This is a genomic window from Pseudomonas sp. H2_D02 (assembly GCF_054677635.1).
Genome location: NZ_CP162816.1, coordinates 4,189,162 through 4,215,119 on the forward strand (window position 1 = coordinate 4,189,162; position 25,958 = coordinate 4,215,119).

General features: G+C 61.4%; 22 protein-coding genes and 1 pseudogene. 16 read left to right on the top strand and 7 right to left on the bottom strand.

Features of this window, described 5'->3' with window-relative positions; translation table 11 throughout:
* Positions 1 to 116 precede the first annotated feature (116 nt).
* The 10 genes and pseudogenes from AB4N42_RS19135 to AB4N42_RS19180 all read left to right on the top strand — a co-directional run bounded on the left by AB4N42_RS19135 (position 117) and on the right by AB4N42_RS19180 (position 11,584).
* A complete protein-coding gene (locus tag AB4N42_RS19135) occupies positions 117 to 488 on the top strand; it encodes a response regulator (protein WP_460115175.1) in 372 nt (123 codons plus the stop codon).
* 75 nt (positions 489 to 563) lie between these two features.
* On the top strand, positions 564 to 1,853 hold the full coding sequence (locus AB4N42_RS19140; protein WP_030142677.1) for a glycosyltransferase family 4 protein: 1,290 nt from the start codon (positions 564 to 566) through the stop codon (positions 1,851 to 1,853).
* Positions 1,854 to 1,936: 83 nt separating this feature from the next.
* A complete protein-coding gene (locus tag AB4N42_RS19145; protein ID WP_030142678.1) occupies positions 1,937 to 2,842 on the top strand; it encodes an AraC family transcriptional regulator in 906 nt (301 codons plus the stop codon).
* Between the two features lie 329 nt (positions 2,843 to 3,171).
* Positions 3,172 to 4,482, top strand: a complete 1,311-nt coding sequence (locus AB4N42_RS19150) for an ABC transporter substrate-binding protein (protein WP_030142679.1) — start codon at positions 3,172 to 3,174, stop codon at positions 4,480 to 4,482.
* 145 nt (positions 4,483 to 4,627) lie between these two features.
* Complete coding sequence (locus AB4N42_RS19155) at positions 4,628 to 5,560, top strand: carbohydrate ABC transporter permease (protein ID WP_030142680.1); 933 nt, start codon at positions 4,628 to 4,630, stop codon at positions 5,558 to 5,560.
* Between the two features lie 10 nt (positions 5,561 to 5,570).
* Positions 5,571 to 6,403: pseudogene (locus AB4N42_RS19160) on the top strand (carbohydrate ABC transporter permease).
* Between the two features lie 39 nt (positions 6,404 to 6,442).
* On the top strand, positions 6,443 to 7,546 hold the full coding sequence (locus AB4N42_RS19165; protein WP_198796947.1) for an ABC transporter ATP-binding protein: 1,104 nt from the start codon (positions 6,443 to 6,445) through the stop codon (positions 7,544 to 7,546).
* Between the two features lie 18 nt (positions 7,547 to 7,564).
* Positions 7,565 to 9,046 carry a mannitol dehydrogenase family protein gene (locus tag AB4N42_RS19170; RefSeq protein ID WP_217861881.1) on the top strand — a complete coding sequence of 494 codons (1,482 nt, stop codon included), beginning with the start codon at positions 7,565 to 7,567 and terminating at the stop codon, positions 9,044 to 9,046.
* Between the two features lie 99 nt (positions 9,047 to 9,145).
* Positions 9,146 to 10,633 carry a xylulokinase gene (xylB, locus tag AB4N42_RS19175; RefSeq protein ID WP_334597527.1) on the top strand — a complete coding sequence of 496 codons (1,488 nt, stop codon included), beginning with the start codon at positions 9,146 to 9,148 and terminating at the stop codon, positions 10,631 to 10,633.
* A gap of 12 nt (positions 10,634 to 10,645) precedes the next feature.
* Positions 10,646 to 11,584 (top strand): carbohydrate kinase family protein, encoded by a 939-nt coding sequence (locus tag AB4N42_RS19180; RefSeq protein ID WP_460115176.1) that lies wholly within the window; start codon positions 10,646 to 10,648, stop codon positions 11,582 to 11,584.
* A 67-nt stretch (positions 11,585 to 11,651) separates the two neighbouring features.
* Here AB4N42_RS19180 and AB4N42_RS19185 read toward each other — a convergent pair whose 3' ends face one another.
* The 4 genes from AB4N42_RS19185 to AB4N42_RS19200 all read right to left on the bottom strand — a co-directional run bounded on the left by AB4N42_RS19185 (position 11,652) and on the right by AB4N42_RS19200 (position 15,208).
* Positions 11,652 to 11,930: a DUF1652 domain-containing protein gene (locus tag AB4N42_RS19185; protein ID WP_030142686.1), complete on the bottom strand. Its 279-nt coding sequence runs from the start codon at positions 11,928 to 11,930 to the stop codon at positions 11,652 to 11,654.
* 381 nt (positions 11,931 to 12,311) lie between these two features.
* The gene (gene ilvA, locus AB4N42_RS19190) at positions 12,312 to 13,319 is read right to left on the bottom strand and encodes a threonine ammonia-lyase, biosynthetic (RefSeq protein ID WP_460115177.1); all 1,008 of its coding nucleotides are present in this window, start codon (positions 13,317 to 13,319) and stop codon (positions 12,312 to 12,314) included.
* A 357-nt stretch (positions 13,320 to 13,676) separates the two neighbouring features.
* Positions 13,677 to 14,825, bottom strand: coding sequence for a PQQ-dependent sugar dehydrogenase (locus AB4N42_RS19195; protein ID WP_334597525.1), 1,149 nt, complete (start codon positions 14,823 to 14,825; stop codon positions 13,677 to 13,679).
* Between the two features lie 41 nt (positions 14,826 to 14,866).
* Positions 14,867 to 15,208, bottom strand: a complete 342-nt coding sequence (locus AB4N42_RS19200) for a hypothetical protein (protein WP_431145585.1) — start codon at positions 15,206 to 15,208, stop codon at positions 14,867 to 14,869.
* A gap of 223 nt (positions 15,209 to 15,431) precedes the next feature.
* Here AB4N42_RS19200 and ku point away from each other — a divergent pair, with 223 nt between their 5' ends.
* Together ku and ligD are read left to right on the top strand one after the other, a co-directional pair.
* Entirely contained in the window at positions 15,432 to 16,322 is an 891-nt protein-coding gene (ku, locus tag AB4N42_RS19205) for a non-homologous end joining protein Ku (RefSeq protein ID WP_198796951.1), read from the top strand.
* Between the two features lie 33 nt (positions 16,323 to 16,355).
* The gene (gene ligD, locus AB4N42_RS19210) at positions 16,356 to 18,338 is read left to right on the top strand and encodes a DNA ligase D (RefSeq protein ID WP_460115178.1); all 1,983 of its coding nucleotides are present in this window, start codon (positions 16,356 to 16,358) and stop codon (positions 18,336 to 18,338) included.
* 5 nt (positions 18,339 to 18,343) lie between these two features.
* Here the strand turns inward: ligD and lpxO are convergent, their stop codons facing one another.
* Positions 18,344 to 19,243: a lipid A hydroxylase LpxO gene (gene lpxO, locus AB4N42_RS19215; RefSeq protein WP_198796952.1), complete on the bottom strand. Its 900-nt coding sequence runs from the start codon at positions 19,241 to 19,243 to the stop codon at positions 18,344 to 18,346.
* 403 nt (positions 19,244 to 19,646) lie between these two features.
* Here lpxO and AB4N42_RS19220 point away from each other — a divergent pair, with 403 nt between their 5' ends.
* Both AB4N42_RS19220 and AB4N42_RS19225 read left to right on the top strand, forming a co-directional pair.
* On the top strand, positions 19,647 to 21,233 hold the full coding sequence (locus AB4N42_RS19220; RefSeq protein ID WP_030142693.1) for an ABC-F family ATPase: 1,587 nt from the start codon (positions 19,647 to 19,649) through the stop codon (positions 21,231 to 21,233).
* Between the two features lie 199 nt (positions 21,234 to 21,432).
* Entirely contained in the window at positions 21,433 to 22,626 is a 1,194-nt protein-coding gene (locus AB4N42_RS19225) for an MFS transporter (RefSeq protein ID WP_030142694.1), read from the top strand.
* Here the strand turns inward: AB4N42_RS19225 and AB4N42_RS19230 are convergent.
* Positions 22,620 to 23,657 carry an alpha/beta hydrolase family protein gene (locus AB4N42_RS19230; protein WP_030142695.1) on the bottom strand — a complete coding sequence of 346 codons (1,038 nt, stop codon included), beginning with the start codon at positions 23,655 to 23,657 and terminating at the stop codon, positions 22,620 to 22,622. The genes AB4N42_RS19225 and AB4N42_RS19230 overlap by 7 nt on opposite strands.
* Before the next feature lie 182 nt (positions 23,658 to 23,839).
* Positions 23,840 to 24,448 carry an FMN-dependent NADH-azoreductase gene (locus AB4N42_RS19235; RefSeq protein ID WP_030142696.1) on the bottom strand — a complete coding sequence of 203 codons (609 nt, stop codon included), beginning with the start codon at positions 24,446 to 24,448 and terminating at the stop codon, positions 23,840 to 23,842.
* 130 nt (positions 24,449 to 24,578) lie between these two features.
* Here AB4N42_RS19235 and AB4N42_RS19240 point away from each other — a divergent pair, with 130 nt between their 5' ends.
* Positions 24,579 to 25,487, top strand: coding sequence for a LysR substrate-binding domain-containing protein (locus tag AB4N42_RS19240; RefSeq protein WP_030142697.1), 909 nt, complete (start codon positions 24,579 to 24,581; stop codon positions 25,485 to 25,487).
* Positions 25,484 to 25,834: an MmcQ/YjbR family DNA-binding protein gene (locus tag AB4N42_RS19245; protein WP_030142698.1), complete on the top strand. Its 351-nt coding sequence runs from the start codon at positions 25,484 to 25,486 to the stop codon at positions 25,832 to 25,834. The genes AB4N42_RS19240 and AB4N42_RS19245 overlap by 4 nt, the downstream gene beginning before the upstream one ends.
* Positions 25,835 to 25,958: the final 124 nt, after the last annotated feature.

A 25,958-nucleotide genomic window follows, 5' to 3' on the forward strand; every position in this document is an offset into this window, starting at 1 on the left:
GTACTATAGATCCTTTCTTGTACAAGTTCGGGAACTTGTGCCGCCTCGCGACTTACTCATGCATACGGCCGGTTCTTTGCCACGCCCTCCCGATTCCATCTTCCGAGAAGTCTATTATGTCCGTCCCCGCTCCTGTCACCCCTCCCACCATTCTGGTAGTCGAAGACGACAGCATCGTGCGCATGTTGATTGTCGATGTTCTGGAAGAGCTGGAATACAAGGTGTTGGAGGCAGAAGGTTGCGAAAAGGCGCTGGCGCTGTTGAAAGATACGGACCGCTCCATCGACCTGATGATGACCGACGTCAACATGCCGATCATGGACGGTCGCGAACTCGCCAAAGAAGCACGCAGCGTACGCCCCGGCCTTCCTATCCTGTTCGCCAGCGGCTACGCCGAAAGCATCGACGTGCCGGAAGGCATGAACGTGATTGGCAAACCGTTCTCCATTGATCAATTGCGCGACAAGGTCAAAAGGATTCTTTCTTGAGCCCAGGCGCATTCTTGGTCACTATCGGCGCCCCGCGCGCCGACTGCGCCTGAAACGCTCCAAGGATTACCCGCCATGCCTCACCCCACCACCAAAGTCCTGGTTATCGGCTATGTCTGGCCCGAGCCACGCTCATCGGCGGCGGGTGGGCATGTCATGCAACTGCTGGAAGCCTTTGTCGGACAAGGCTGGGACATCACCTTCAGCAGCCCCGCCAAGCCCGGTGAAAACCGCGCCGACCTGATCGGCCTGGGCATCCGGGAAGTACCGATCGAGCTCAACAACAGCAGTTTCGACGCTTTCATCAACGAGCTGGCGCCAGATATCGTCCTGTTCGATCAGTTCATGATGGAAGAACAGTTTGGCTGGCGGGTGGAAAAACACTGCCCCGACGCCCTGCGAGTGCTGGAAACATCGGACTTGCAGAGCCTGCGTCATGCCCGGCATCAGCGCCTGAAGGATCGCTTGAAAGTCGACGAGGCCTGCCAGGATTTCCGCGATCTGTTCGCCCCGGCCCTGCGCGAGGAGTTCGAGCTGATGGCCGACACTGACATGGCCAAGCGTGAGATCGCCGCCCTGTTGCGTTGCGACTTGAACCTGATGGTTTCCGAATTCGAGATCGATTTGCTGGTTGAACACTTCAAGGTGCCCCGCGAGTTGCTGCTCTGGTGTCCGTTGATGCTGGACCTGCCCACCGAACCGTTCGTGCCCTTCGATGATCGGGCGCATTTCCTCAGCATCGGCAATTTCCGCCACGCACCGAACTGGGACGCCGTGCTCTGGATGAAAAACGCAGTGTGGCCATTGATTCGCCAACGGTTGCCCGGCGCCCAGCTGCATCTCTACGGCGCCTACACGCCGCCCAAGGCCGCAGCGCTGCACAACCCGACCCAGGGCTTTCATATCATGAACTGGGCCGAGGATGCCTTGCAGGTCATGTCCGCGGCGCGTATCTGCCTGGCGCCGCTGCGTTTCGGCGCCGGCATCAAGGGCAAGCTGATCGAAGCCATGCTCTGCGGCACACCCAGCGTCACCACGCCCATCGGCGCCGAAGCCATGCATGGCGCAATGCCCTGGCCCGGTGAGATCGCACAGAGCGCCGAGGACATCGCCAACGCCGCCGTGCAGTTGTATACCGACCCGGCCCGCTGGGCCCATGCCCAAGAGGCGGGGCTGGCCTTGCTGGCGGAGCGTTTCCGTCGGCAGGTCCACGCTCCTGCGCTGATCGACAGCCTCAACGCCTGCCGCGCCGACCTGGCACGACGCCGCCGGGACAACTTCCTCGGCAGCATGCTGCGCCACCATCAGCACAAGAGCACCCAGTACATGTCCCAATGGATCGAGGAAAAGAACCGCAACAGCTGAGCCAGCCTTCGTTCGCCAGGGCTGGAACCCGGACGGCGAAGGGGGCATTATCCAGCGGCGATAACAACAAAAGCGCCAGGCACATGACCCGCACAGCCAGAGTCACCGACCCTTCCTACGAGTTGATGGACGATCATAACGGCCTGTCCATCATCTACCGCCAGCACGGTTTCCCCTGCCCGCTGGTACGCTGGCATTTCCACAAGGAATACGAGCTGCACCTGATCGTCGCGAGTTCGGGCAAGGTCTTCATCGGCGATTACATCGGCAACTTTTCCCCGCAGTCGCTGTTCCTCACCGGCCCCAACCTGCCCCACAACTGGATCAGCCAGGTGGAGGAGGATGAAGTGGTGCCCAAGCGTGACATGCTGGTGAATTTCACCGATGAGCTGTTCGAAAGCGGCAACCAGGTATTTGCCGAACTCAAGACCCTGGCGCCGCTGCTGGAACGGGCTCAATACGGCATCGAGTTCCGCTGCAAGCGCACAGTCCGCCAGGCGATGATACTTATGCAGCGCATTGCCGATTCCCAGGGCATGAGCCGACTGGGCTATTTTTTCATCCTCATGGAATTGCTGGCGAGCTGCGACGACTACCAATTGCTTTCAGGCGCCACCTCCACGCAGGCGGCGGACGAGCACAGCATTGACCGTACCAACCGCGCGGTGGATTACATTTTCGCCCACTACGCCCGCGAATTGCCCCTGGAGGAAGTGGCCGAGCACCTGGGCATGAAACCCACCTATTTCAGCCGGGTTTTCAAGCAAGCCACCGGGCGCTGCTTCATCGAGTTCGTCAATCGCCTGCGCATCAGCAAATCCTGCGAGCTGCTGGCCGATGGCGACAAACCGGTGACGGACGTGTGCTTTGAATCGGGTTTCAACAATATTTCCAATTTCAACCGGCGCTTCCAGCAACTCAAGGGCATGACCCCTTCTCATTACCGGCGGCTGGCGGTGCAACGGTTGACCGAGCAGAACCAGGGCTGAACACCCTGGGACAGCTCCCGTGGCGAGGGGATTTAGCGAAACGTCGCACCGCCCCGCTGGGCTGCGCAGCAGCCCCATGTATGTCTGCCAGTGCGTTGTATCAGACAGGACTCGGGGGCCGCTTCGCGCCCCAGCGGGGATAAATCCCCTCGCCACAAATGAATCCCATCAGCCCAGCAGTGCAAAAAAGTATCAGTAAAAGTGTGACGGATGATTTGTCACACCGTTCATTGAGGGCTGTAATCAGCGCACATTCTTCCACTCATCCGGAAGACACAAAAACAATAACTGTCCTTCTGCAGCCCGTGGGCGCGGAAAAGGAGTGCGCGATGAAACCTTCGGTAAAAGCTCTGCTTGTCTCCACCTGCATGACCCTCAGCAGCGTCAGTTTCGGCGCACAAACCCTGACCATTGCCACCGTCAACAACAGCGACATGATCCGCATGCAAAAGCTCTCGAAGACCTTCGAGGCCGAGCACCCGGACATCAAGCTGAACTGGGTGGTGCTCGAAGAAAACGTCCTGCGCCAGCGCCTGACCACCGACATCGCCACCCAGGGCGGGCAATTCGACGTGCTGACCATTGGCATGTACGAAGCTGCACTCTGGGGCGCCAAGGGCTGGTTGGAACCCATGAAAGACCTGCCGGCTTCCTACGACCTGGAGGACGTCTTCCCTTCCGTGCGCGATGGTTTGTCGGTCAAGGGCTCGCTGTACGCCCTGCCGTTCTATGCCGAGAGTTCGATCACCTATTACCGCACGGACCTGTTCAAGGATGCCGGGCTGACCATGCCCGAACACCCGACCTGGACCCAGATTGGCGAGTTCGCGGAAAAACTCACCGACAAATCCAAGGAACAATATGGCCTGTGCCTGCGGGGCAAGGCCGGTTGGGGCGAGAACATGGCGCTGATCACCACCCTCGCCAACGGCTTTGGTGCGCGCTGGTTCGATGAGAAGTGGCAGCCGCAGTTCAATGGACCCGAGTGGAAGGATGCGCTGAACTTCTACGTCGACAACATGAAGAAATCCGGCCCGCCGGGCGCGTCCAGCAACGGTTTCAACGAGAACTTGGCGCTGTTCAACAGCGGCAAGTGCGCGGTCTGGGTCGATGCCAGCGTCGCCGGTTCGTTCGTGACCGACAAGACCCAGAGCAAGGTGGCCGATCACGTTGGGTTCACCTTCGCGCCCCACGAGAAAACCGACAAGGGCACCTCGTGGATGTACTCCTGGTCCCTGGCGATTCCGACCAGCTCCAAAGCCAAGGATGCGGCCAAGGTCTTCACCACTTGGGCAACGTCCAAGGAGTACGGTCAGTTGGTCGCCAAGACCGACGGCATTGCCAACGTCCCACCGGGTACCCGCACCTCGACCTACAGCGACGAATACATGAAGGCCGCACCGTTTGCCAAGGTGACGCTGGAATCGTTGAAAGTTGCTGACCCGAAAGCCCCGACCCTCAAGCCCGTGCCCTACATCGGCATCCAGTTGGTGACCATCCCCGAGTTCCAGGCCATCGGCACCCAGGTGGGCAAATTCTTCTCGGGCGCGCTGACCGGCCAGCAGACCGTGGACCAGGCCTTGACCGCCGCGCAGTCCACCACTGAACGCGAGATGAAGCGCGCTGGGTATCCCAAGTAATCCGCTTTTCGCCTTTATGTGGGAGCGAGCTTGCTCGCGATGAGTTCGGCACAATCAACATTTTTGTTGCCTGACGCTCCGCCATCGGGAGCAAGCTCGCTCCCACAGTGGATTTTCGTAGGCCTGTCTAAATCGGTTCAATGCCATGAATACTTCAACAACGACAGTCAAAGCCCCCATCGAAATAGCCCCGCCAGCCCGCAAGATCCGCCTGGCCAACCCCGGCTGGTTCCTGGTCAGCCCTTCGGTCGCCTTGTTGCTGCTGTGGATGATCGTGCCGCTGGGCATGACCGTCTATTTCTCGATGATCCGCTACAACCTGCTCTATCCCGGCGAAAACGAATTCGTCGGGCTGGAGAACTTCACTTATTTCCTGACCGACTCGGGGTTCATGCCCGGCGCCACCAATACATTGCTGCTGGTGGGCAGCGTGCTGTTGATCAGCATCGTCCTCGGCGTACTGATCAGCGCGCTGCTGGAAGCCAGTGAATTCTTCGGTCGCGGCATCGTCCGTGTGCTGCTGATCTCGCCGTTCTTCATCATGCCAACCGTCGGCGCGCTGATCTGGAAAAACCTGATTTTCCATCCGGTCTCCGGGATCCTCGCCTCGGTGTGGAAGCTCTTCGGTGCGCAGCCGGTGGACTGGCTGGCCCATTACCCGCTGCTGTCGATCATTATCATCGTGTCGTGGCAATGGCTGCCGTTCGCGATCCTGATCCTGATGACCGCCATGCAGTCTCTCGACCAGGAACAGAAAGAAGCCGCCCGCCTCGACGGTGCCGGCCCCATAGCGATTTTCTGGCACCTGACCCTGCCGCACCTGGCCCGCCCGATTGCCGTGGTGGTGATGATCGAGACCATTTTCCTGCTGTCGGTGTTCGCCGAAATCTTCACCACCACCAACGGCGGCCCCGGCTACGCCTCCACTAACCTCGCCTACTTGATCTACAACCAGGCGCTGGTGCAGTTCGACGTCGGCATGGCGTCGGCCGGTGGCCTGATCGCCGTGGTGATCGCCAACATCGCTGCCATCATCCTGGTCCGGATGATCGGCAAAAACCTCACCGACAAGCATTGAGGCCGTCGCCATGACTCTTCAACAATCCCGTCGCCTGCAAAGCCTGCTGTTGGGCACGCTGGCTTGGGCCATCGCGATCGTGATCTTCTTTCCGATCTTCTGGATGGTGCTGACCAGTTTCAAGACCGAAATCGACGCCTTCGCCACGCCGCCGCAGTTCATTTTCGCGCCGACGCTGGAGAACTACCTGCACATCAACGAGCGCAGCAACTACTTCAGCTTCGCCTGGAACTCGGTGGTGATTTCCTTCAGCGCCACCGCCCTTTGCCTGCTGATCGCGGTGCCGCAGCGGCCTACTCCATGGCGTTCTATGAAACCCAGCGCACCAAAGGCACCCTGCTGTGGATGCTCTCCACCAAGATGCTGCCACCGGTGGGCGTGCTGATGCCGATCTACTTGCTCGCCAAGCAGTTTGGCCTGCTGGACACCCGGATTGCGCTGATCATCATCTACACGCTGATCAACCTGCCGATCGTGGTCTGGATGATTTACACCTACTTCAAGGACATCCCGCGCGACATCCTCGAAGCTGCGCGCCTGGACGGTGCCACCCTGTGGCAGGAAATGGTCCGCGTGCTGCTGCCGATTGCCAAGGGCGGCCTGGCCTCCACCGTGTTGCTTTCGCTGATCCTGTGCTGGAACGAGGCGTTCTGGTCGCTGAACCTCACCTCCTCCAAGGCCGCGCCGCTGACGGCGTTGATCGCCTCATATTCCAGCCCCGAGGGTTTGTTCTGGGCCAAGTTGTCCGCCGTCTCGACCCTGGCCTGCGCGCCGATCCTGATTTTCGGCTGGATCAGCCAGAAACAGCTGGTGCGCGGTTTGTCCTTCGGCGCGGTGAAGTAACGCGCCCTATACCATTATCAGAAGTGGAGGCCCATCATCATGGCCAACCTGAAAATCAAGAATCTGCAAAAAGGCTTCGAAGGATTTTCCATCATCAAGGGCATCGACCTTGAGGTGAACGACCGTGAATTCGTGGTCTTTGTCGGCCCATCGGGCTGCGGCAAGTCCACGTTGCTGCGGCTGATTGCCGGCCTGGAAGAGGTCAGCGACGGCACCATCGAACTGGACGGCCGCGACATCACCGAAGTCAGCCCGGCCAAGCGCGACCTGGCGATGGTGTTCCAGACCTACGCCTTGTACCCGCACATGAGCGTGCGCAAGAACATGTCCTTCGCCCTCGATCTGGCCGGCGTGCCCAAGGCCGACGTCGAGAAGAAGGTCAACGAAGCGGCGCGCATCCTCGAACTGGGGCCGATGCTGGAGCGCAAGCCCAAGCAACTGTCAGGTGGTCAGCGCCAGCGCGTGGCGATCGGCCGGGCCATCGTGCGCAATCCGAAGATTTTCCTGTTCGACGAGCCGTTGTCCAACCTCGACGCCGCCCTGCGGGTGCAGATGCGCCTGGAACTGGCGCGCCTGCACAAGGAACTGCAAGCGACGATGATCTACGTGACCCACGACCAGGTCGAAGCCATGACCCTGGCCGACAAGGTAGTGGTGCTCAACGGCGGGCGCATCGAACAGGTCGGCTCGCCGCTGGAGCTGTACCACCAGCCCGCCAATCTGTTCGTCGCCGGGTTCCTCGGCACGCCGAAGATGGGTTTTCTCAAAGGCAAGGTCACTGCTCTGGACAGCCAGGGTTGTGAAGTGCTGCTGGATGCCGGCACGCGCATCAACCTGCCGCGCAGTGGCGCCAACCTGAGCGTTGGCGGTGCCGTGACCCTCGGCATCCGCCCTGAACACCTGAACCTGGCCCAGCCGGGCGACTGCACGCTACGCGTCACCGCCGATGTCAGCGAGCGCCTGGGCAGCGACACCTTCTGCCACGTCGTCACCGCGTCCGGCGAAGCCTTGACCATGCGGGTGCGTGGCGACCTGGCGAGCCGTTTCGGCGAGCAACTGGACCTGCACCTGGACGCCGAACACTGCCACTTATTCGATGCCGAGGGCGTTGCGGTTTCCCGCGCGCTGCGCGCCGCCGCCTGATTGCCGAGATTTTTTGCGATGAAACTCAACCGACAGAACCTGCACAACCTCAACGCCGAGGTCGTCCTGCCCGCCTACAACCTGGGCGACCGTCGCCAAGGCATCGCCCACATCGGCGTCGGCGGTTTCCACCGGGCGCACCAGGCGTACTACACCGATGCGCTGATGAACACTGGAGAAGGTCTCGACTGGGCCATTTGCGGCGTAGGCCTGCGCGCCGAAGATCGCCGCGCCCGGGATGACCTGGCCGGCCAGGACTACCTGTTCACCCTGTATGAATTGGGCGACACCGACGACACCGAAGTCCGCGTGATCGGCGCCATCACCGACATGCTGCTGGCCGAAGACGGCGCCCAGGCGCTGATCGACAAACTGGCCGACCCGCAGATTCGCATCGTCTCGCTGACCATCACCGAGGGTGGCTATTGCATCGACGACAGCAACGGCGAGTTCATGGCCCATCTGCCGCAGATCCAGCACGACCTGAGCCACCCCGACGAACCGAAAACCGTGTTCGGCTTTCTTTGCGCCGCCCTGGCCAAGCGTCGCGCGGCGGGCATCCCGGCGTTCACCCTGATGTCTTGCGACAACCTGCCCCACAACGGCGCCGTCGCGCGCAAGGCACTGCTCGCCTTTGCCGCGTTGCGCGACCCCGATCTGGGGCAATGGATCGGCCAGAACGTGGGTTTTCCCAACGCCATGGTCGATCGCATCACCCCGATGACCAGCAGCGCCCATCGTCTGCAATTGCATGACGAGCACGGCGTCGATGACGCTTGGCCGGTGGTCTGCGAACCGTTCGTGCAGTGGGTATTGGAAGACAAGTTCGTCAACGGTCGCCCGGCCTGGGAGAAAGTCGGCGTGCAGTTCACCGACGACGTATCGCCCTATGAAGAGATGAAGATCAAGCTGCTCAACGGCAGCCACCTCGCCCTGACCTACCTGGGCTTCCTCAAGGGCTATCGCTTCGTCCACGAAACCATGAATGACCCGCTGTTCGTGCGCTATATCCGCGCCTACATGGACCTGGATGTGACGCCGCAACTGGCGCCCGTGCCCGGCATCGACCTGACGGAATACAAGGACACCCTGGTGGAGCGCTTCTCGAACCAGGCCATCGCCGACCAGCTGGAACGGGTCTGTTCGGACGGTTCGTCGAAATTCCCGAAATTCACCGTACCGACGATCAATCGGCTGATTGCCGACGGGGGCGAGACCCGCCGTGCCGCACTGGTCGTCGCGGCCTGGGCCGTGTACCTGAAGGGCGTGGATGAAAATGGCACAACCTATTCGATCCCCGACCCACGGGCGGCGTTCTGCCAGGCGTTGGTGGCCGACGATGTGCTGGTGACCCAGCGGATGCTGGACGTGGAAGAAATTTTTGGCACGGCGATTCCCCGTTCACCCGAATTCGTGGCAGCCTTCGAGTGGTGCTGCAACAGCTTGCGCGAGCATGGGGTGACGAGAACGCTTGAGCGAGTGCTGGCTGACCAAGGCTAGGTACGATCCGCTTTTGTGGCGAGGGAGCTTGCTCCCTCGCCACAGGTAAAGCCGTTAACCGCAGGTTCTGTGTTTTGCTCTTTTGACCCGAGGATTTCCATGGCAAACCAACAATTGTTCCTGGGTATCGACTGCGGCACCCAAGGCACCAAGGCGCTGATCCTCGATGCGATCAGCGGCGAGGTACTCGGCCAGGGCGCCGCTGGCCACAGCATGATCAGCGGTGCCAACGGTCGCCGTGAACAGGACACCCAGCAGTGGCTCGACGCTTTCACCCAGGCGACTCATCAGGCCTTGAATGCCGCCGGGGTCGATGGAAACGCGATCCTTGGCATCGGGGTGTCCGGCCAACAGCACGGGCTGGTGCTGCTGGATGACCAAGGCGAGGTGCTGCGCCCGGCCAAGTTGTGGTGCGACACCGAGACCACGGCGGAAAACGACCGTCTGTTGGCGCACCTCGGCGGCGAAGGCGGCGCCCTTGAACGCCTCGGCGTGGTCATCGCGCCCGGCTACACCGTGTCCAAACTGCTGTGGACCCAAGAGCAGCATCCGCAAATTTTCGACCGTATCGCCAGCGTCCTGTTGCCCCACGATTACCTCAATTACTGGCTCACCGGCCGCCATTGCAGCGAATACGGCGACGCCTCGGGCACCGGCTATTTCAACGTGCGCACCCGCCAATGGGACATGGAACTGCTACGGCATATCGACCCCAGCGGCCGGCTGCAATCGGCGCTGCCCGAACTGATCGAGGCTCACCAGCCCGTCGGCAGGATCCTGCCCGAAATCGCCGCGCACCTGGGCCTCAACCCCGAAGCCGTGGTGTCCAGCGGTGGCGGTGACAACATGATGGGCGCCATCGGCACCGGCAACATCCAGCCCGGCGTCATCACCATGAGCCTCGGCTCCTCCGGCACCGTGTATGCCTATGCAGCGGATCCCACCGTCAGCCCGCAAGCGTCGGTGGCAACGTTCTGTTCTTCGAGCGGCGGCTGGTTGCCGCTGATCTGCACCATGAACCTGACCAATGCCACCGGGGCCGTGCGCGAGCTGCTGGAATTGGATATCGATAGCTTCAACACCCTGGTGACCCAGGCACCGATCGGCGCCGAGGGCGTCTGCATGCTGCCATTCCTCAATGGCGAGCGCGTCCCCGCCCTGCCCCATGCCACCGGCAGCCTCCTCGGCCTGACGACCACCAACCTGACTCGGGCCAATCTGTGCCGCGCAGTCGTCGAAGGCACGACCTTCGGCCTGCGCTATGGCCTCGACCTGCTACGCGCCAACGGGCTCAAGGCCGAGAGCATCCGCCTGATCGGCGGCGGCTCGAAGAGTGCGGTATGGCGGCAGATCGTCGCCGACATCATGGACACCACGGTCATCTGCACCGAGCAGAGCGAGGCCGCCGCCCTCGGCGGCGCGATCCAGGCAGCGTGGTGTCATGGCAATGCACAAGAATCCCTGGCTGAGTTGTGCCAGCGCTGCGTCAAGCTCGATCCGGCCAGCGAAACCCGGCCCGTCACCGAACATGTCACGGCGTCGCAACACGCCTACGAACGTTACCGGCAACACGTCGCAACCCTTTGAGAGCAGGCAATTATGTATTTGGTGTGTGGTGAGGCGCTGTTTGATTTTTTCAGCGCAAACGATGCTGGAGCGCCAGCGTCGCAAGTGAATTACAAGGCGATCGCGGGTGGCTCGCCGTTCAACGTGGCGGTGGGGTTGCGTCGGCTGGGGGTCGAGTCGGCGCTATTTACCGGGCTTTCCACGGACTATCTGGGGCGTCGCTTGCAGCAAGTGCTCGTCAATGAAGGCGTCAACACACAATTTGCCCACGATTTCGACGCGCCAACGACCTTGGCCATGGTCGCCGTCGGGGCCAATGGTTCGCCGCACTACAGCTTTCGTGGCGAAGGCTGCGCCGACCGACAACTGAGCCTGGCACATCTGCCGGCGCTAGGTCCCGAGGTGCGCGGCCTGCATGTCGGCTCGTTTTCCCTGGTAGTGCAACCGGTGGCCGACACGCTGCTGGCGCTCGTGCAACGGGAAAGCGGCAAGCGCCTGATCAGCCTGGACCCCAACGTGCGGCTCAACCCGCAACCGGATATCGAGCTGTGGCGCTCGCGGATCGCGACGTTGGTGCGCTACGTCGACCTGATCAAAGTCAGTGACGAAGACCTGAACCTGCTGTATCCCGACCGGGACCCGCTGGAGGTGATCGATGGATGGCTGGAGCATCGTTGCCAGTTGGTGTTCCTGACCCGTGGCGGCCAGGGCGCGACAGCGTTCAGCCGTCAGCATGGCGTATGGTCCCTGCCCGCCTGCCCAGTGACCATCGCCGATACGGTGGGCGCGGGAGATACCTTCCAGGCGGCGTTGATCGCCTGGCTCACGGAGCACAATCTGGATTCAGTGGAAGCAGTGAATTCGCTGGAACGGGAACACATCGACAGCATGCTGGCGTTCGCCATGGGCGCCGCGGCGTTGACGTGTGGGAGGAATGGGCCTGACCTGCCCTATCGTGAACAATTGAACTAAGCGGATCGAAACCGGACGCTGGGCTCGAACTCATCGATCCCGGCGTCAGGTTCAGGAAAGAACGTAATTAACGACCGCTCATCCGGTGCTGTTGCTGGAAGTAGTTGCCGCCACTATTGCCATGGTCCAGCTCTGTACGCAGCTCGGCAATCAGATCGTTGATGGCCCGGCAGCCTGTCAGCTTGGTGGCATCGATATCACTTTTGATCAGCGCTACGCGGTCGGTTTCGTGATCGTCGTAAATCTTGATCGTCATGGAAAGATCCGGGGACAACGTGCATTGCGAGCGCTTGGGCAGCAAGCTGCTTTCAATGATGTTTCGCATTTCGAGGGCAGATAAAAACATGGCAACTCTCTCCTGTTGAGGCAGCCAACTTATGTTCACGACGGCGGAATTTTCGTCCGATTCTTCCCTGCGGACAGGACTACGAATGCCGTGCCGTTCGTTCATCTTGGCGTTGTTGTGTTGTTAAAGCTCGTTATTCGAACTCTCGAATCAACTCGCAAAAAATATGCCCTTACCTCGATACATCGACACTGTTGCAAATCAATTACTTAGCAAAAACATCAAGCGAGACGGTCATGCAATTTGCACGCAAGCGGCGTTTTATCCATGCAAAGTGCAACTGGCCCGGCCTGCCTGATTGCTCAGACTAGCCACTATTTCGATTGCACACCTGTGCGTTCGTCGCCTGCTTCAAAAAAATCACGATGCCCCGGCACATTCTCAAGAAACCGCCACGCCAGCACGCTCCACCACGTGGCGCAGCGTGTCGAAATTGATGTTGGCGCCCGAGTTGATACCCACCAGCGTCTCGCCTGACGCTGCGCTTTGCGCCACGTATTGCTTGATCCCCGCCACCGCCAACGCGCCTGATGGCTCGGTGATCGAGCGGGTGTCGTCATAGATGTCCCTGATCGCCGCGCAAAGCTCGTCATCGCTGACCGTCATGACCTCATCGACACAGAAACGACAGATATCGAAGCCATGTTCGCCGATCTGCGCCACCGCCACGCCATCGGCGAAGGTGCCCACGCTCGGCAGCGTCACCCGCATACCGGCTGCCATCGCCGCCTGGAGGCAGGCGGAATGTTCGGATTCGACGCCGATGATGCGGATTTCCGGATGCAGATATTTGATATACGCCGCCACTCCCGCGATCAGCCCGCCGCCGCCCACCGGTACGAAAACGGCGTCCAACTGGCCTGGATGCTGGCGCAGGATCTCCATCGCGACGGTTCCCTGGCCGGCGATGACGTCCGGATCGTCAAACGGCGAGACGAACTCACGCCCGGTCTGTCGAGCCAAGTCCAACGCAAACGCCAGGGCGAACGGGAAGCTCTCTCCGTGCAGCAACGCTTCGGCGCCTCGACTGCGCACGCCCGATACCTTCAGTTGCGGTGTGGTCCGGGGCATGACGATGCTGGCCGAGATGCCCAATTCCCGTGCGGCCAACGCCACGCCCTGGGCATGATTGCCCGCCGACGCGGTGATAACGCCTCGGGCACGCTGTTCTGGCGTCAGTTGCACCAGCTTGTTGTAGGCCCCGCGAATCTTGAAGGAGAACGTTGGCTGCAGGTCTTCCCGCTTGAGCAGGATCCGGTTGCCCAAGGCTTGGGACAACGCCGGGGCTGCCTGCAATGGCGTGGGGATCGCCAGTTCGTAGACCGGAGCGGCGAGTATCTTCTTGACGTAGTGCTCCAGCAGGGTTTGCTCGGCGCTGGTGGGGGTCATAGTGGTCTCCTGGTTCGGATCAGGCCCAGGAGACAGAAAGAAAAAACCCGCCTCTAGGGCGGGTTGGGTGCACTCGTGAGCTAGCCCGCCAAATAAGGAATGGCGGTAATAATGCTTGGCTGGCTGCGCAGTACGGTGGAAGTCATGGCTGGAAACTAGCCGCGAGGGAACGGTAAGTCAACGGAAATTAAGTCGCTGCAATCTGTGGCGAGGGGATTCATCCCCGTTGGGCTGCGCAGCAGACCCAAACCAGGCAACTCGGAGTGCGAGTTGAGTTTGAATTCAGTGCTTAGGGCTGCTACGCAGCCCAGCGGGGATGAATCCCCTCGCCACAAAGGAGGCTTCATCGCATCGCGATCATTTCAAGCCGACTTTGTAAAGGGCGCCATCGTCCTCATCGGTCAACACATAGAGGAAGCCATCCGGTCCCTGGCGGACATCGCGGATACGTTCCTTGAGCCCGCCCAGCAGGCGCTCTTGGTGGACGACCTTGTCGCCATCGAACTCCAGCCGAATCAGGTCCTGCGACACCAACGCACCGATGAACGCATTGCGTTGCCAAGGCTTGAATCGATCACTGTCGTAGAACGCCATGCCGCTGAGCCCCGGCGACACCTGCCAGACATGGTGCGGCCCGACGGTGCCTTCGACGGTCTTGCCCTGGGCCTCGGGAATCGGCGCGCCGGAATAGTTGTCGCCGTGGGTCGCCAGCGGCCAGCCATAGTTCTTGCCGCGTTCGATGATGTTCAGCTCGTCGCCGCCCTTGGGCCCATGCTCGTTTTCCCAGAGCGTTCCGTTCCACGGGTTGAGCGCAGCGCCCTGAGGGTTGCGCAAGCCGTACGACCAGATCTCCGGGCGGACATTTTTCTGGCCGACGAAGGGGTTGTCGTCCGGCACCTTGCCGTCGGGGTAGATCCGCGCGATCTTGCCCTGCAGCTTGTCCAGGTCCTGGGCGGTCGGCCGGTCGTTGTTTTCCCCCAGGGTGATGAAGAGGTAGCCGTCGCGGTCGAATACCAGGCGGGAACCGAAGTGGTTGCCCGTCGAAAGCTTGGGTTGCTGGCGGAAGATCACGTCGAAGTTGTCCAGGCGCTTCAGGTCCTTGGATAACTGCCCCCGGCCAACGGCAGTGCCGGCCTTGCCGTCCTCACCGGCCTCGGCATAGGACAAATACACCGTGCGGTCCTGCTTGAAGTCCGGCGACAGCACCACGTCCAGCAAACCGCCCTGCCCCTTGGCCCAGACCTCGGGAACGCCGCTCAACGGCGCGGACAACTTCCCTTCGGCGCTAACCCAACGCAGGTTGCCGGGGCGCTCCGTTACCAGCATGCCCTGTTGCTCCGGCAGGAACGCAACCGACCAGGGATGTTCCAGCCCCCTGACAACGGTGGTGACCTCGACGGTGCCTTCCTCACTCTTGAATGTCTGGACCGGCGCGGCCGAAGCCGCTGTGGCGAAGGCCAGTACAGCGCTTGCACAAAGGGTGGTCATCAGGGTTTTACGCAACATGCACGCTTCCTTCTGTGGTGATGGGTAGATCAGACGGCGCCTCAGCGATTGCCATTGTTCGGGTTCCTGGGCGGCGTCGGTGATTCGAGGGTGGGGCGCGGCGAGCCCGGTGGCGGGCCGGAGCGCGGATAGCCATTGCCGATGCCGCCATTTTCCAAGGTGGGTGGCCGAGGAACGGGCACGGTCGGGTTGTCACGTAGCGTCGGCACGTTGGGCTGGGTGCCCTGCATGCTGTTGGGATTGGCCCGGCGAATCGGGCTGTTGTAGGGATTGTTGTTGCCCGGCAAGTTCTGCGCCAGGAGCACGGGACCGTGACCAGGCGTAGTTGCCTGGACGGCGGTACTTATCAATAACCCTGCGATGGCGAACATCAGCCTGTTCATGGGACACCTCCCGGATTCACGGATACGGCACCGATATATCGAAAGCACGCTACGCCGCAGGTTCGCTGTTGTCAGGCGAAATGTCCGGACGAAGATGTAACCAAGCGTCTCGGATTTTGGACAAACCCAGGCGCCAACCGCAGCCAACCGGCGCCGGATGGAAACTTTTCCAAATCTCCCAGTGTCACCAGAGAGACCATTCACCGGTAAGGAAATCTGCACCATGGCACGGGCAATCTGGAAAGGCGCAATCAGTTTCGGACTGGTCCACATCCCCGTGGCGCTGGTGTCGGCCACGGCCTCCCAAGGGGTGGATTTCGACTGGTTGGACAAACGCACCATGGACCCGGTGGGCTATAAGCGCGTCAACAAGACCACGGGCAAGGAAGTGACCAAGGACGACATCGTCAAGGGCGTCGAATACCAGAAAGGCCAGTATGTGTTGATCAGCGAGGAGGAAATTCGCGCCGCCCACCCCAAGTCCACCCAGACCATCGACATTTTCTCTTTCGTCGACAGCGAAAAAATTCCCCTGCAGAACATCGACAAACCTTACTTCCTGGCGCCTGACAAGCGTGGCGGCAAGGTCTATGCGCTGCTGCGCGAGACGCTGCTCAAGACCAACAAGGTCGCCCTGGCAAATGTAGTGTTGCATACCCGCCAGCACCTGGCGGCGCTCATGCCGCTGGAATCGGCCCTGGTGCTGGTGATGCTGCGCTGGCCCGCCGAGGTGCGCGAGCTCGACGTCCTGGAACTGGGCGACGAAGTCACCAGCCCGACGCTGGCCAAGGGCGAGCTGGACATGGCCAAGCGCCTGGTGGAAGACATGAGTGGCGACTGGGAGCCGCAGGAATATCGCGACAGCTTCCAGGAAAAGATCATGGAACTGGTGGAGAAAAAGGCCACCGAAGGCCGGCTCGAAGCAGTGGAAACCGACCCCGGCGAAGAACAACGCAAGACCGCCGACGTCATCGACCTTACCGAGCTGCTCAAGCGCAGCCTGGGAGGCAAAGGCAAGGCGCCCGACAAGTCCGCCGAAAAACCCGCGGCAAAATCGACGAAAACACGCAAATCCGCTCCAGCTAAAAAAGCCACCAAGGCCTCCCGGGGCTGAACCCCGGGCGCCTGTCACACAAGGGAATCTGTCATGGCCAAGGCCGAGAGTGAATCTGCCCGTCTGTCCGCCGTGGAAGCGGACGCCACAACGACTCGCAGCCGCGCCCGACGGGGTAAGCAGGCAGCCACGAGCCAGCTCCCGGAGCGCCTGTCACCGCAGCTGGCCACGCCGGTGGAACAACCACCCGCCGGGGAATGGCGCTATGAAGTGCAATTTCACGGTTATCGGCTTCTGGCGCGCATCGAAAAAGGTGAGGTCCGGCTGTTCAACCGCCACCACACGGACTGGACCGACCGCCTCAAGCTGCATGCCGAGGCCCTGACGCAGCTGGACCTGGGCGACAGCTGGCTCGATGGCGAACTGGTCCTGCTCGACGACACCGGTCATTCCGACTTCCCCGCCCTGCGCCAGGCCTTCGAGATCGGTCGTAGCGTCGACATGGTGTACTTCCTCTTCGACGCGCCATTTCTCAACGGTGTCGATCTGCGTGAAAAACCTTTGGAAGAACGCCGCGCCGCGCTGAAAAATGCGTTGAAGAACAACGCCAGCAAGCGCCTGCGGTTTTCCGAAGCGTTTTCCGCCAGCCAACATGACATCTTCGAAAGCGCTTCAGCCCTCTCGCTCGACAGCGTGGTCGGCAAACGCCTGGGCAGCCCGTATGTCTCGGGACGCAACTCCGATTGGGTCAAGCTCAAGTGTCGACTGCGCCAATGCTTCGTCATCGTCGGGTTCACACGCCCGCAGGGCAAGCGCAACGGTTTCGGTGCGCTGTTGCTGGCGGTCAACGGGCCGTCGGGGCTGGCGTATGCCGGCCGGGTTGGCACGGGTTTCAGCCAGGCCCAGCTCAAGCAACTGCATGAACAACTGTGCGCCCAGGAACGCCAGACCTCACCACTGGACCAGCCGCTCAAAGGCGCACAGGGGCGCGGTGTGCACTGGGTCGAGCCGACGCAGGTGTGCGAGGTCGAATTCGCCGAGTGGGCCGGCGACGGCCTGATACGCCAGGCGGTGTTCCTCGATCTGCCGGGTGACAGCCAGGCCAATCGCGTGGTCCGCGAGCAACCCATGCCGATAAAAGCTGCGGCGCCCAAATCCAAGCGACGTACCAAGGGCGACACCGCCAAAGTCGACGGTGTGGTCATCACCCACCCCGACCGCGTGGTCGATAGCGTCAGTGGCGTGCAGAAAGCCGAGCTGGCGCAATATTACCTGGAGATCGCTCCGTGGATCCTGCCGCACCTCAAGTTGCGACCGGTTGCGCTGGTGCGAGCACCAGAAGGAATTGGCGAGGAGCTGTTCTTCCAGAAACATGCCGATCGCCTGGAAATCCCCCATATCAAACAGCTGGATCCGCGCCTGGACCCGGGCCATGCGCCGCTGATGGAAATCGACAGTATCCACGCCCTGGTCGGCGCGGCGCAGATGGGCGCGGTGGAGTTGCACACCTGGACGGCGACCCATGACCGGATCGAAGCGCCCGATCTGTTTGTCCTGGACCTGGACCCGGATCCGTCACTGCCCTGGAGCGCCATGCTGGAGGCGACGCGCATGACCTTGTCGGTCCTCGACGAGCTGGGTTTGCAAGGATTTCTCAAGACCAGCGGTGGCAAAGGCATGCACATCATCGTGCCGCTGGCCCGCAGCGAGGGATGGGACACCACCAAGGCCTTCGCCAAGGCCATATCGCAATTCCTGACCCGGCAGATGCCACAACGAATCACCGCGACCATGGGGCCGAAAAACCGCGTGGGCAAGGTGTTCGTCGACTACCTGCGCAACGCCCGCGGCGCCAGTACAGTGGCCGCGTATTCGGTGCGCGCAAGGCCCGGGCTACCGGTGTCGGTGCCGATCGCCCGGGATGAGCTCGCAGACCTGCGCAATGCCCAGCAATGGGATATCCAGACTGCACTGGAACGGGCCAAGGGCCTGGGCGCCGATCCGTGGGAAGGCTATAGCCATCGCCAGCGGATCACCGCCAGGATGTGGGACCAGCTGGAGGCTGAAAAACCCTGAATCCGTCAGATCCAGACGAAAATCGCCAGCAGCGCGCCAAAGAACGCCCATTTCTGCAAGTAATACAGCTTGCGATTGCGTTTCTTCAGCGCCTTGCCTTGCAGGCGAATCTTGTACAGCCGGGAAAATGCCCGGTTCAGGCCGCCAGTCTTGTCGCCGGCATCATTCGGCGCGCCGGCGGCGGCCATGACGGTGCGGCTAAACCAGCGGTTGAACGCCGTGGCCCAACGGTATTTCATCGGCCGCTCCACGTCGCAGAACAAGATGATGCGGTTCTGCGGCGTGGTGTTTTCGGCGTAGTGAATGAACGTCTCGTCGAACACCACCGCTTCGCCATCACGCCAGTGATAGGTCTCGCCGTCGACATTGATGTAGCACCCGGCATCGTTGGGCGTCTGCAGGCCGAGGTGGTAGCGATAGGACCCGGCATACGGATCGCGATGGCGCACCAGTTTCGAGCCGGACGGCAATTCGGCGAACATCGCCGCCTTGATCGATCCGATGCCTTGTACCAGTTCGGTCGTGCGCGGGCACAGCTTCATGGCCGACGGATGGCTGTCGCCGTACCACTTGAGGTAGAAGCGCTTCCAGCCGGTCTTGAAGAACGAGTTGAAACCCACATCGTCATATTGGTCGGAACGCTTGATCGCCCCCGCCTGCAGCAGGCTCTGGCCTTCGGCGCGGATTTCTTCCCAATGCGCCTGCAGCGGGCTCAAGTCCGGGAATTGCTCGGGATTCAAAAACGGCTTGTTCGGCCATTTGGAACACAAGTACAGCAGGCAATTGATCGGCGCGAGGAAGGACGAGTGGTCGCTCAGTTGACGGCCGAGCTTGTGCCGCACGCGTCCGCGCAGATGCACATAGCCAATGGAGAGGAGATAGATCGCAACGATGATGAGCTTCACGGAATCGGTTGGGTCCAGAAGTGAAGAGGCTACTTCTCCAGGCCAGCCAAGCGGCAAGGGAGAGGCGTCGAGTGAGATGGCATTTTAGCCACAGTTTGTAACCTGAAGTTATCCCTCAGTTGTGAAAAACTGTCTAGCCAGGGCAACACCCTATCGTTAACGCGCCCAGATCAGTACAATCGCCGCCAAATATCACGCGCCCCCTTTGGCCGATGCCGGGAGTCCCGACTTCGGCGCATATGCACTCGGGCCAGGCGCTCCGTATGCTGCTGTCCTCTTATGCCGGATGGACCCTTGCGCTTGCGACCGCGAAGCCTCTAGCGCGGTGCGGATCGGCGCAAACAGGTACTGAACAGGTACTGCCGCACCCTTAGCTACTCTGAATGTTCCGCAGGATAAACCTTTGATCTCTACAGCTAACATCACGATGCAGTTTGGCGCCAAGCCACTGTTCGAAAACGTCTCTGTCAAGTTTGGCGCGGGTAACCGCTACGGCCTGATCGGCGCCAACGGTTGCGGCAAGTCGACCTTCATGAAAATCCTCGGCGGTGACCTCGAACCGTCCGGCGGCCAGGTGATGCTGGAGCCGAACGTACGGCTGGGTAAATTGCGCCAGGACCAGTTCGCCTACGAGCAATTCACCGTGATCGACACCGTGATCATGGGCCATGAAGAGCTGTGGAAGGTCAAGGCCGAGCGCGACCGCATCTATTCGCTGCCGGAAATGACCGAAGAAGACGGCATGGCCGTGGCCGAGCTGGAAACCGAGTTCGCCGAGATGGACGGCTATACCGCCGAATCCCGCGCCGGTGAGCTGCTGCTGGGCCTGGGCATTCCCCTGGAACAGCATTTCGGTCCGATGACCGAAGTCGCGCCAGGCTGGAAGCTGCGTGTGTTGCTCGCCCAGGCCTTGTTCTCCAATCCGGAAGTGCTGTTGCTCGACGAACCGACCAACCACCTGGACATCAACACCATCCGTTGGCTGGAAAACATCCTCACGGCGCGTAACAGCACCATGATCATCATTTCCCACGACCGGCACTTCCTGAACAGCGTCTGCACCCACATGGCCGACCTGGACTACGGTGAGCTGCGCCTGTTCCCGGGCAACTACGACGAGTACATGATCGCGGCCACCCAGTCCCGCGAGCAACTGCTGTCGGACAACGCCAAGAAGAAAGCCCAGATTGCCGAACTGCAGACGTTCGTCAGCCGCTTCTCGGCCAACGCCTCGAAAGCCAAGCAGGCCACCTCCCGCGCCAAGCAGATCGACAAGATCCAGCTGGCCGAGGTCAAGCCATCGAGCCGCGTCAGCCCGTTCATCCGCTTCGAACAGACTAAGAAGCTGCACCGCCAGGCCGTGACCATCGAGCGCATGTCCAAGGGCTTCGACGGCAAGACCCTGTTCAAGAACTTCAGCTTCACCGTCGAAGCCGGCGAGCGCGTGGCAATCATCGGCCCGAACGGCATCGGCAAGACCACCCTGCTGCGCACCTTGATGGGCGAACTGACGCCGGACGCTGGCTCGGTCAAGTGGACCGAAAGCGCGGAGCTGGGTTACTACGCCCAGGACCACGCCCACGACTTCGAAGACGACGTCAGCCTGTTCGACTGGATGGGCCAGTGGACGCAGGGCGAACAGATCATCCGGGGCACCTTGGGCCGCATGCTGTTTTCCAACGACGAGATCCTCAAGTCGGTCAAGGTCATCTCCGGTGGTGAACAGGGCCGCATGCTGTTCGGCAAGCTGATCCTGCAAAAGCCGAACGTGCTGGTAATGGACGAACCGACCAACCACTTGGACATGGAATCCATCGAAGCGCTGAACCTGGCGCTGGAGAACTACCCGGGCACGCTGATCTTCGTCAGCCACGACCGCGAGTTCGTGTCGTCCCTGGCAACCCGCATCATCGAGCTGAGCGCCGACGGCGTGGTCGACTTCAGCGGCACCTATGACGACTACCTGCGCAGCCAGGGTGTGATGTTCTAAGAGCAGCCGCGAGTTGTAAGCTTCGAGCTGCAAGTGAAAGCCCCGTCCATGTGACGGGGCTTTTTCATTCCTACAGCACAGAATCCATGGATACCCCTGTGGCGAGGGCCATGACACAAGCAAACCGTTAGCCAGCTTCCTTTTCTTCCCGTCACACGCCATGATGAAACACTCCTGCCGCTGCCCGCGAACGAGTCCCATGCCAACAGCCCAGCCCGCTCCCAGTTCCTTGTCGATCACCTTGCAGATCGTCTCCATCGTTTTCTACACCTTCATTGCCTTCCTCTGCATCGGCCTGCCGATTGCGGTGTTGCCCGGGTATGTCCACGAGCAATTGGGCTTCAGTGCGGTCATCGCCGGGCTGACCATCGGTTCCCAGTACCTCGCCACCCTGCTCAGCCGGCCCATGGCCGGGCGGTTGTCGGACAGCGTCGGCACCAAGCGGGCCATCGTCTATGGCTTGCTGGGGATTCTGCTCAGCGGCGTGCTGACATTGATCTCGACACTGCTGCAGGATTTCGCACTGCCAAGCCTGTTGATCCTGATCGCCGGTCGTCTGTTGCTCGGGGTAGCCCAGGGCCTGATCGGCGTCGGGACGATCAGTTGGTGCATGGGCCAGGTCGGCGTGGAGCACACGGCCCGGTCGATTTCCTGGAACGGCATCGCTTCCTACGGGGCCATCGCCATCGGTGCGCCGCTGGGGGTGGTGATGGTCGGCAGCCTCGGCTTCGCCAGCCTGGGCATCGCCTTGTCATTGTTGGCCGGCATGGCGCTGCTGCTGATTCGCAACAAACCCTCGGTGCCGGTCGTGCGCGGCGAGCGCCTGCCGTTCTGGGCGGTGTTCGGGCGCATCTCACCGTTCGGCACGAGCCTGTGCCTGGCCTCGATCGGCTACGGCACGCTCACCACCTTCATTACGCTGTTCTATGTCAGCCGCGGCTGGACCGGCGCGGCGTGGTGCCTGACGGTCTTCGGCATTTGCTTCATCCTGTCGCGGCTGTTGTTCATTTCCAGCATCGCCCGCTTCGGTGGTTTCAGCTCGGCGATTGTCTGCATGAGTATCGAAACCCTGGGCTTGGTGTTGCTGTGGCTGGCGCCGTCCACCGCGTTCGCCTTGATCGGCGCGGGACTGGCGGGTTTCGGGCTGTCGCTGGTCTATCCGGCGCTGGGGGTGGAGGCCATCAAGCAGGTGCCCAACAGCAGCCGGGGCGCCGGATTGAGCGCCTACGCGGTGTTTTTCGACTTGGCATTGGCGATTGCCGGACCACTGATGGGCGCGGTGGCGTCGAACCTGGGGTACCCCGCGATTTTCTTTTTTGCGGCACTGCTTTCGGTCGTCGGCCTGGGACTGGCCTTGTTGCTGAGGCGTCGGGCCGAAAAAGCCGATTATTGATCTGCCGTCCTCAAGCCGGCACGCGTCGGCTTGCCGAGGGCGTCGCTGAAAAAGCGAGTGGCTTCGGTGATCATGGTGCGATGGATGTCCTTGCGGTCGACGCCATCGGCATCGGTGCACAGCGCCGGCATGGCCGCGATCTGCTCGTCGGTGCAGGGCGCCAGGAATACGAAGTGCCCTGCCCCGGCCAAGGTCTTGAAATCCGGCGCCGTGGGGAGCTTGCGAGCCAGCGCGGCGGCATTCTTGTCAAACGCCACCAGCTTGTCGCCGTCACCGCTATACAACAGCACAGGCACATGCACATCCGCCAGGGTGTGACGCCCGAACTTCAAGCTCAGCGGCGCCATCAGCAGCAATGCACGAACCCGGGGATCCGCCACCGGGGACAGGTCATCCCGATCGGCAACCAGTTCACCTTGGGTATTGCACGCGTCGCGGTCGTCCGGTCGTTCCTGGCAGTAGCGGCGCAGGCGATTGAGGTCTGGCGTGGCGCCGGACAGGATCAAGGCGGTTTCGCCACCCGCCGAATAGCCGATGACGCCGACTTGGCCGGCATTCACGAAGGGAGAAAGCATCGGGTCATTCAATGTCGCGGTGATCGCCTCGGAAATCTGGATCGGCCGACCGTACAAGTTGCTCAAGGTACCGAGCCGGCTGTGATCCTGGGCGTTGTCACCGGGATGAATCACCGCCACCACGACGAACCCCTTGCGAGCCAGTGACGTGGCCAGGTCATGCAGGGCCAGCGGCGTGCCCGTGTTGCCGTGGGACAGCATCAACAGCGGAAACCGCCCGATGGCGATCTGGGCCTCCGGCGCCGCGTCGATCTGATAGCCCCCCAGCGAGCTGGATTGCTCCCGGGCAGTCGAGGGGTAAAACGCGATGGCGTGCATCGGCTGTTGATCCAGCGGATCGAGGAAGCTCAGCTCATGAAAACCGGCGCTCCAATGCGGATGCGGCGCCGGCGCGGCGTGCACCGAACCGAGACTGGTAGCCAGACAAAGCAGCAACGCTGCACCAAGACGTTTCATTTGAATCTTCCACCTTCACCAGCGCGCGGGAAGGCCCCGCTGCTCGCACATTGGCCGTGCATAACCTGCGCCAGAAACCGACGCCAAATGCAGGAAAACCCTGCATCCCGGCCATCCAATGACGACGAGAATACAGGGTTTTGCGAAGGTTGCCCGTAATGCTTGGGGCTTTTACACAAGCCTTACGCAGCGGCGAACTGCTGGCCAATCTGCAACTGGGCCTCATGCATCGCTTTGGCGCGCATGTCATCACCGTAGGCCAGGCCCTCGGCGCGGACGAATTCGATGTCGGTGATGCCGAGGAAACCGAAGACCAGCTTGAGGTATTCCTCATGGCCGATGCCACTCGGCTGGCCGGCGTGCAAGCCGCCGGAGGTGGAAACAATCAGCAGCTTCTTGCCACCACACAGGCCTTCAGGACCGGCTTCGGTGTAGCGGAACGTCTTGCCCGCGACAGCGATGCGGTCGATCCAGGCCTTGAGCTGCGTTGGGATGCTGAAGTTGTACATCGGCGCTGCGATCACCACGGCGTCTGCCGCGAGGAACTCGGCCATGGTCGACTCACTGAGCTCGGCTTCGTGCTTGAGGGCGGCGTCACGCAGCTCGGCGCTGGTGCCAGCGGCAACCAGAGTCTGGGAGGAGAAGTGGCTGATGGCGTCGGCGGCCAGGTCACGGTAGGTGACGGAAATGTCCGGCTCGGCGGCTATCCACGCTTGAACCAGCTCACGGCTCAATTGGCGCGAAGCGGAATTGTCGCCGAGGATGCTCGAATCGATGTGCAACAGTTTCATGTGAGTGCTCTCCAAGTGAGGATCGCGGCTGGGCGATCAATTGAGAACAATCCTATCGATGAAACCAATGGTCGATAAGTCAGCAATAATGCGATAGTTCGTTCCACTGACAGGACAATCGAGCCCGAACATGCAAGACCTCAACGATCTGTATTACTTTGCCAAGGTGGTCGAAGCCGATGGCTTCGCGGCTGCCGGGCGCTTGCTGGGTATCCCGAAGTCCCGGCTGTCGCGGCGCATCGCAGAGTTGGAGGAACGCCTCGGTGCCCGCCTGCTGCAACGCACGACACGCCAGTTGAAGCTCACCGCCGTCGGCGAACGCTACCTGCGCCATTGCCAGGCGATGTTGCTCGAAGCGGAAATGGCCGACGAGGCAGTGGCGAGCATGTCCAGCGAACCCCGCGGGCGGTTGCGGGTGTCGAGCCCCGTGGGGCTGGCGCATCAGTTCTTGCCGTCGATCATCGAAACCTTCCTGGCGAAGTATCCCCAGGTGCAATTGGAGATGACCCTGCTGAACCGGCGGGTGGATTTGATCGGCGAAGGCATCGACGTGGCCTTGCGCGTGCGCGATCTTGGCGACGAAGACCCGTTGCTGATGACGCGACGCTTGCGCCAGGCCAGGCTGATGATGGTCGCCAGCCCGGCCTTCACCCAGGGACGGCGGATCGAAACCCCGGACGACCTGAGGCAACTGCCGGTGTTGGGCGCGCTGGAGGCCGATCGGCTGGTCCATCTGCGCCTGCTCGACAGCACGGGGCAAAATGTCGATCTAGCCCTGGAAGCGCGCCTGGGCATCGACGATTTCATCGTGCGCCGCGCCTGCGCCCTCGCCGGCCTGGGCTTCACGTTGCTGCCCAGCATGTATTGCGAAGAAGAACTGCAGGATGGCAGGTTGGTGGAGCTGCTGCCCGGCTGGTCATCGCCCGATGGCTGGTTGCAGGCGGTTTATCCTCACCGGCGCGGTATGCTGCCGGCGGTGCGCGCCTGGATCGATCACCTGGTGGCGGCGTTCGAACAATGTGGAGACAAAACGATATGAGTTTGAGCGAAGAGGATGTCGCACAGTTTTGCCTGGGCTTGCCAGGGGCCAGGGAGGATTACAAATGGGGTGGCGTGCGGGTGTTTTCCATCGCCGGAAACAAGATGTTCGCCCTGCAGGGGCTGCGCAGCGATTCGTTGGCGTTCAAGGTCGACAAGGACCTGTTCCTCGGTCATTGCGACCGGCCAGGCATCCATCCGGCGCCTTATCTGGCCCGGGCGCAGTGGATCATCATGAACGTGCCCTACCCGCTGGGCGATGATGAGTTGCGCGGGTTGCTGCAGCGCTCCCATCAACTGGTGGTGAGCAAATTGCCGAAGCGGACGCAGGTTGGGTTGTTGCTGTAGCGGTGGCTGGCGGGTACAACCGACCTACTGTGGGAGCGAGCTTGCTCGCGATGAGGTCAGCCCAACCAGTATCAATATTGGATTGAAGACCGCAATCGCGAGCAAGCTCGCTCCCACAAGGGAT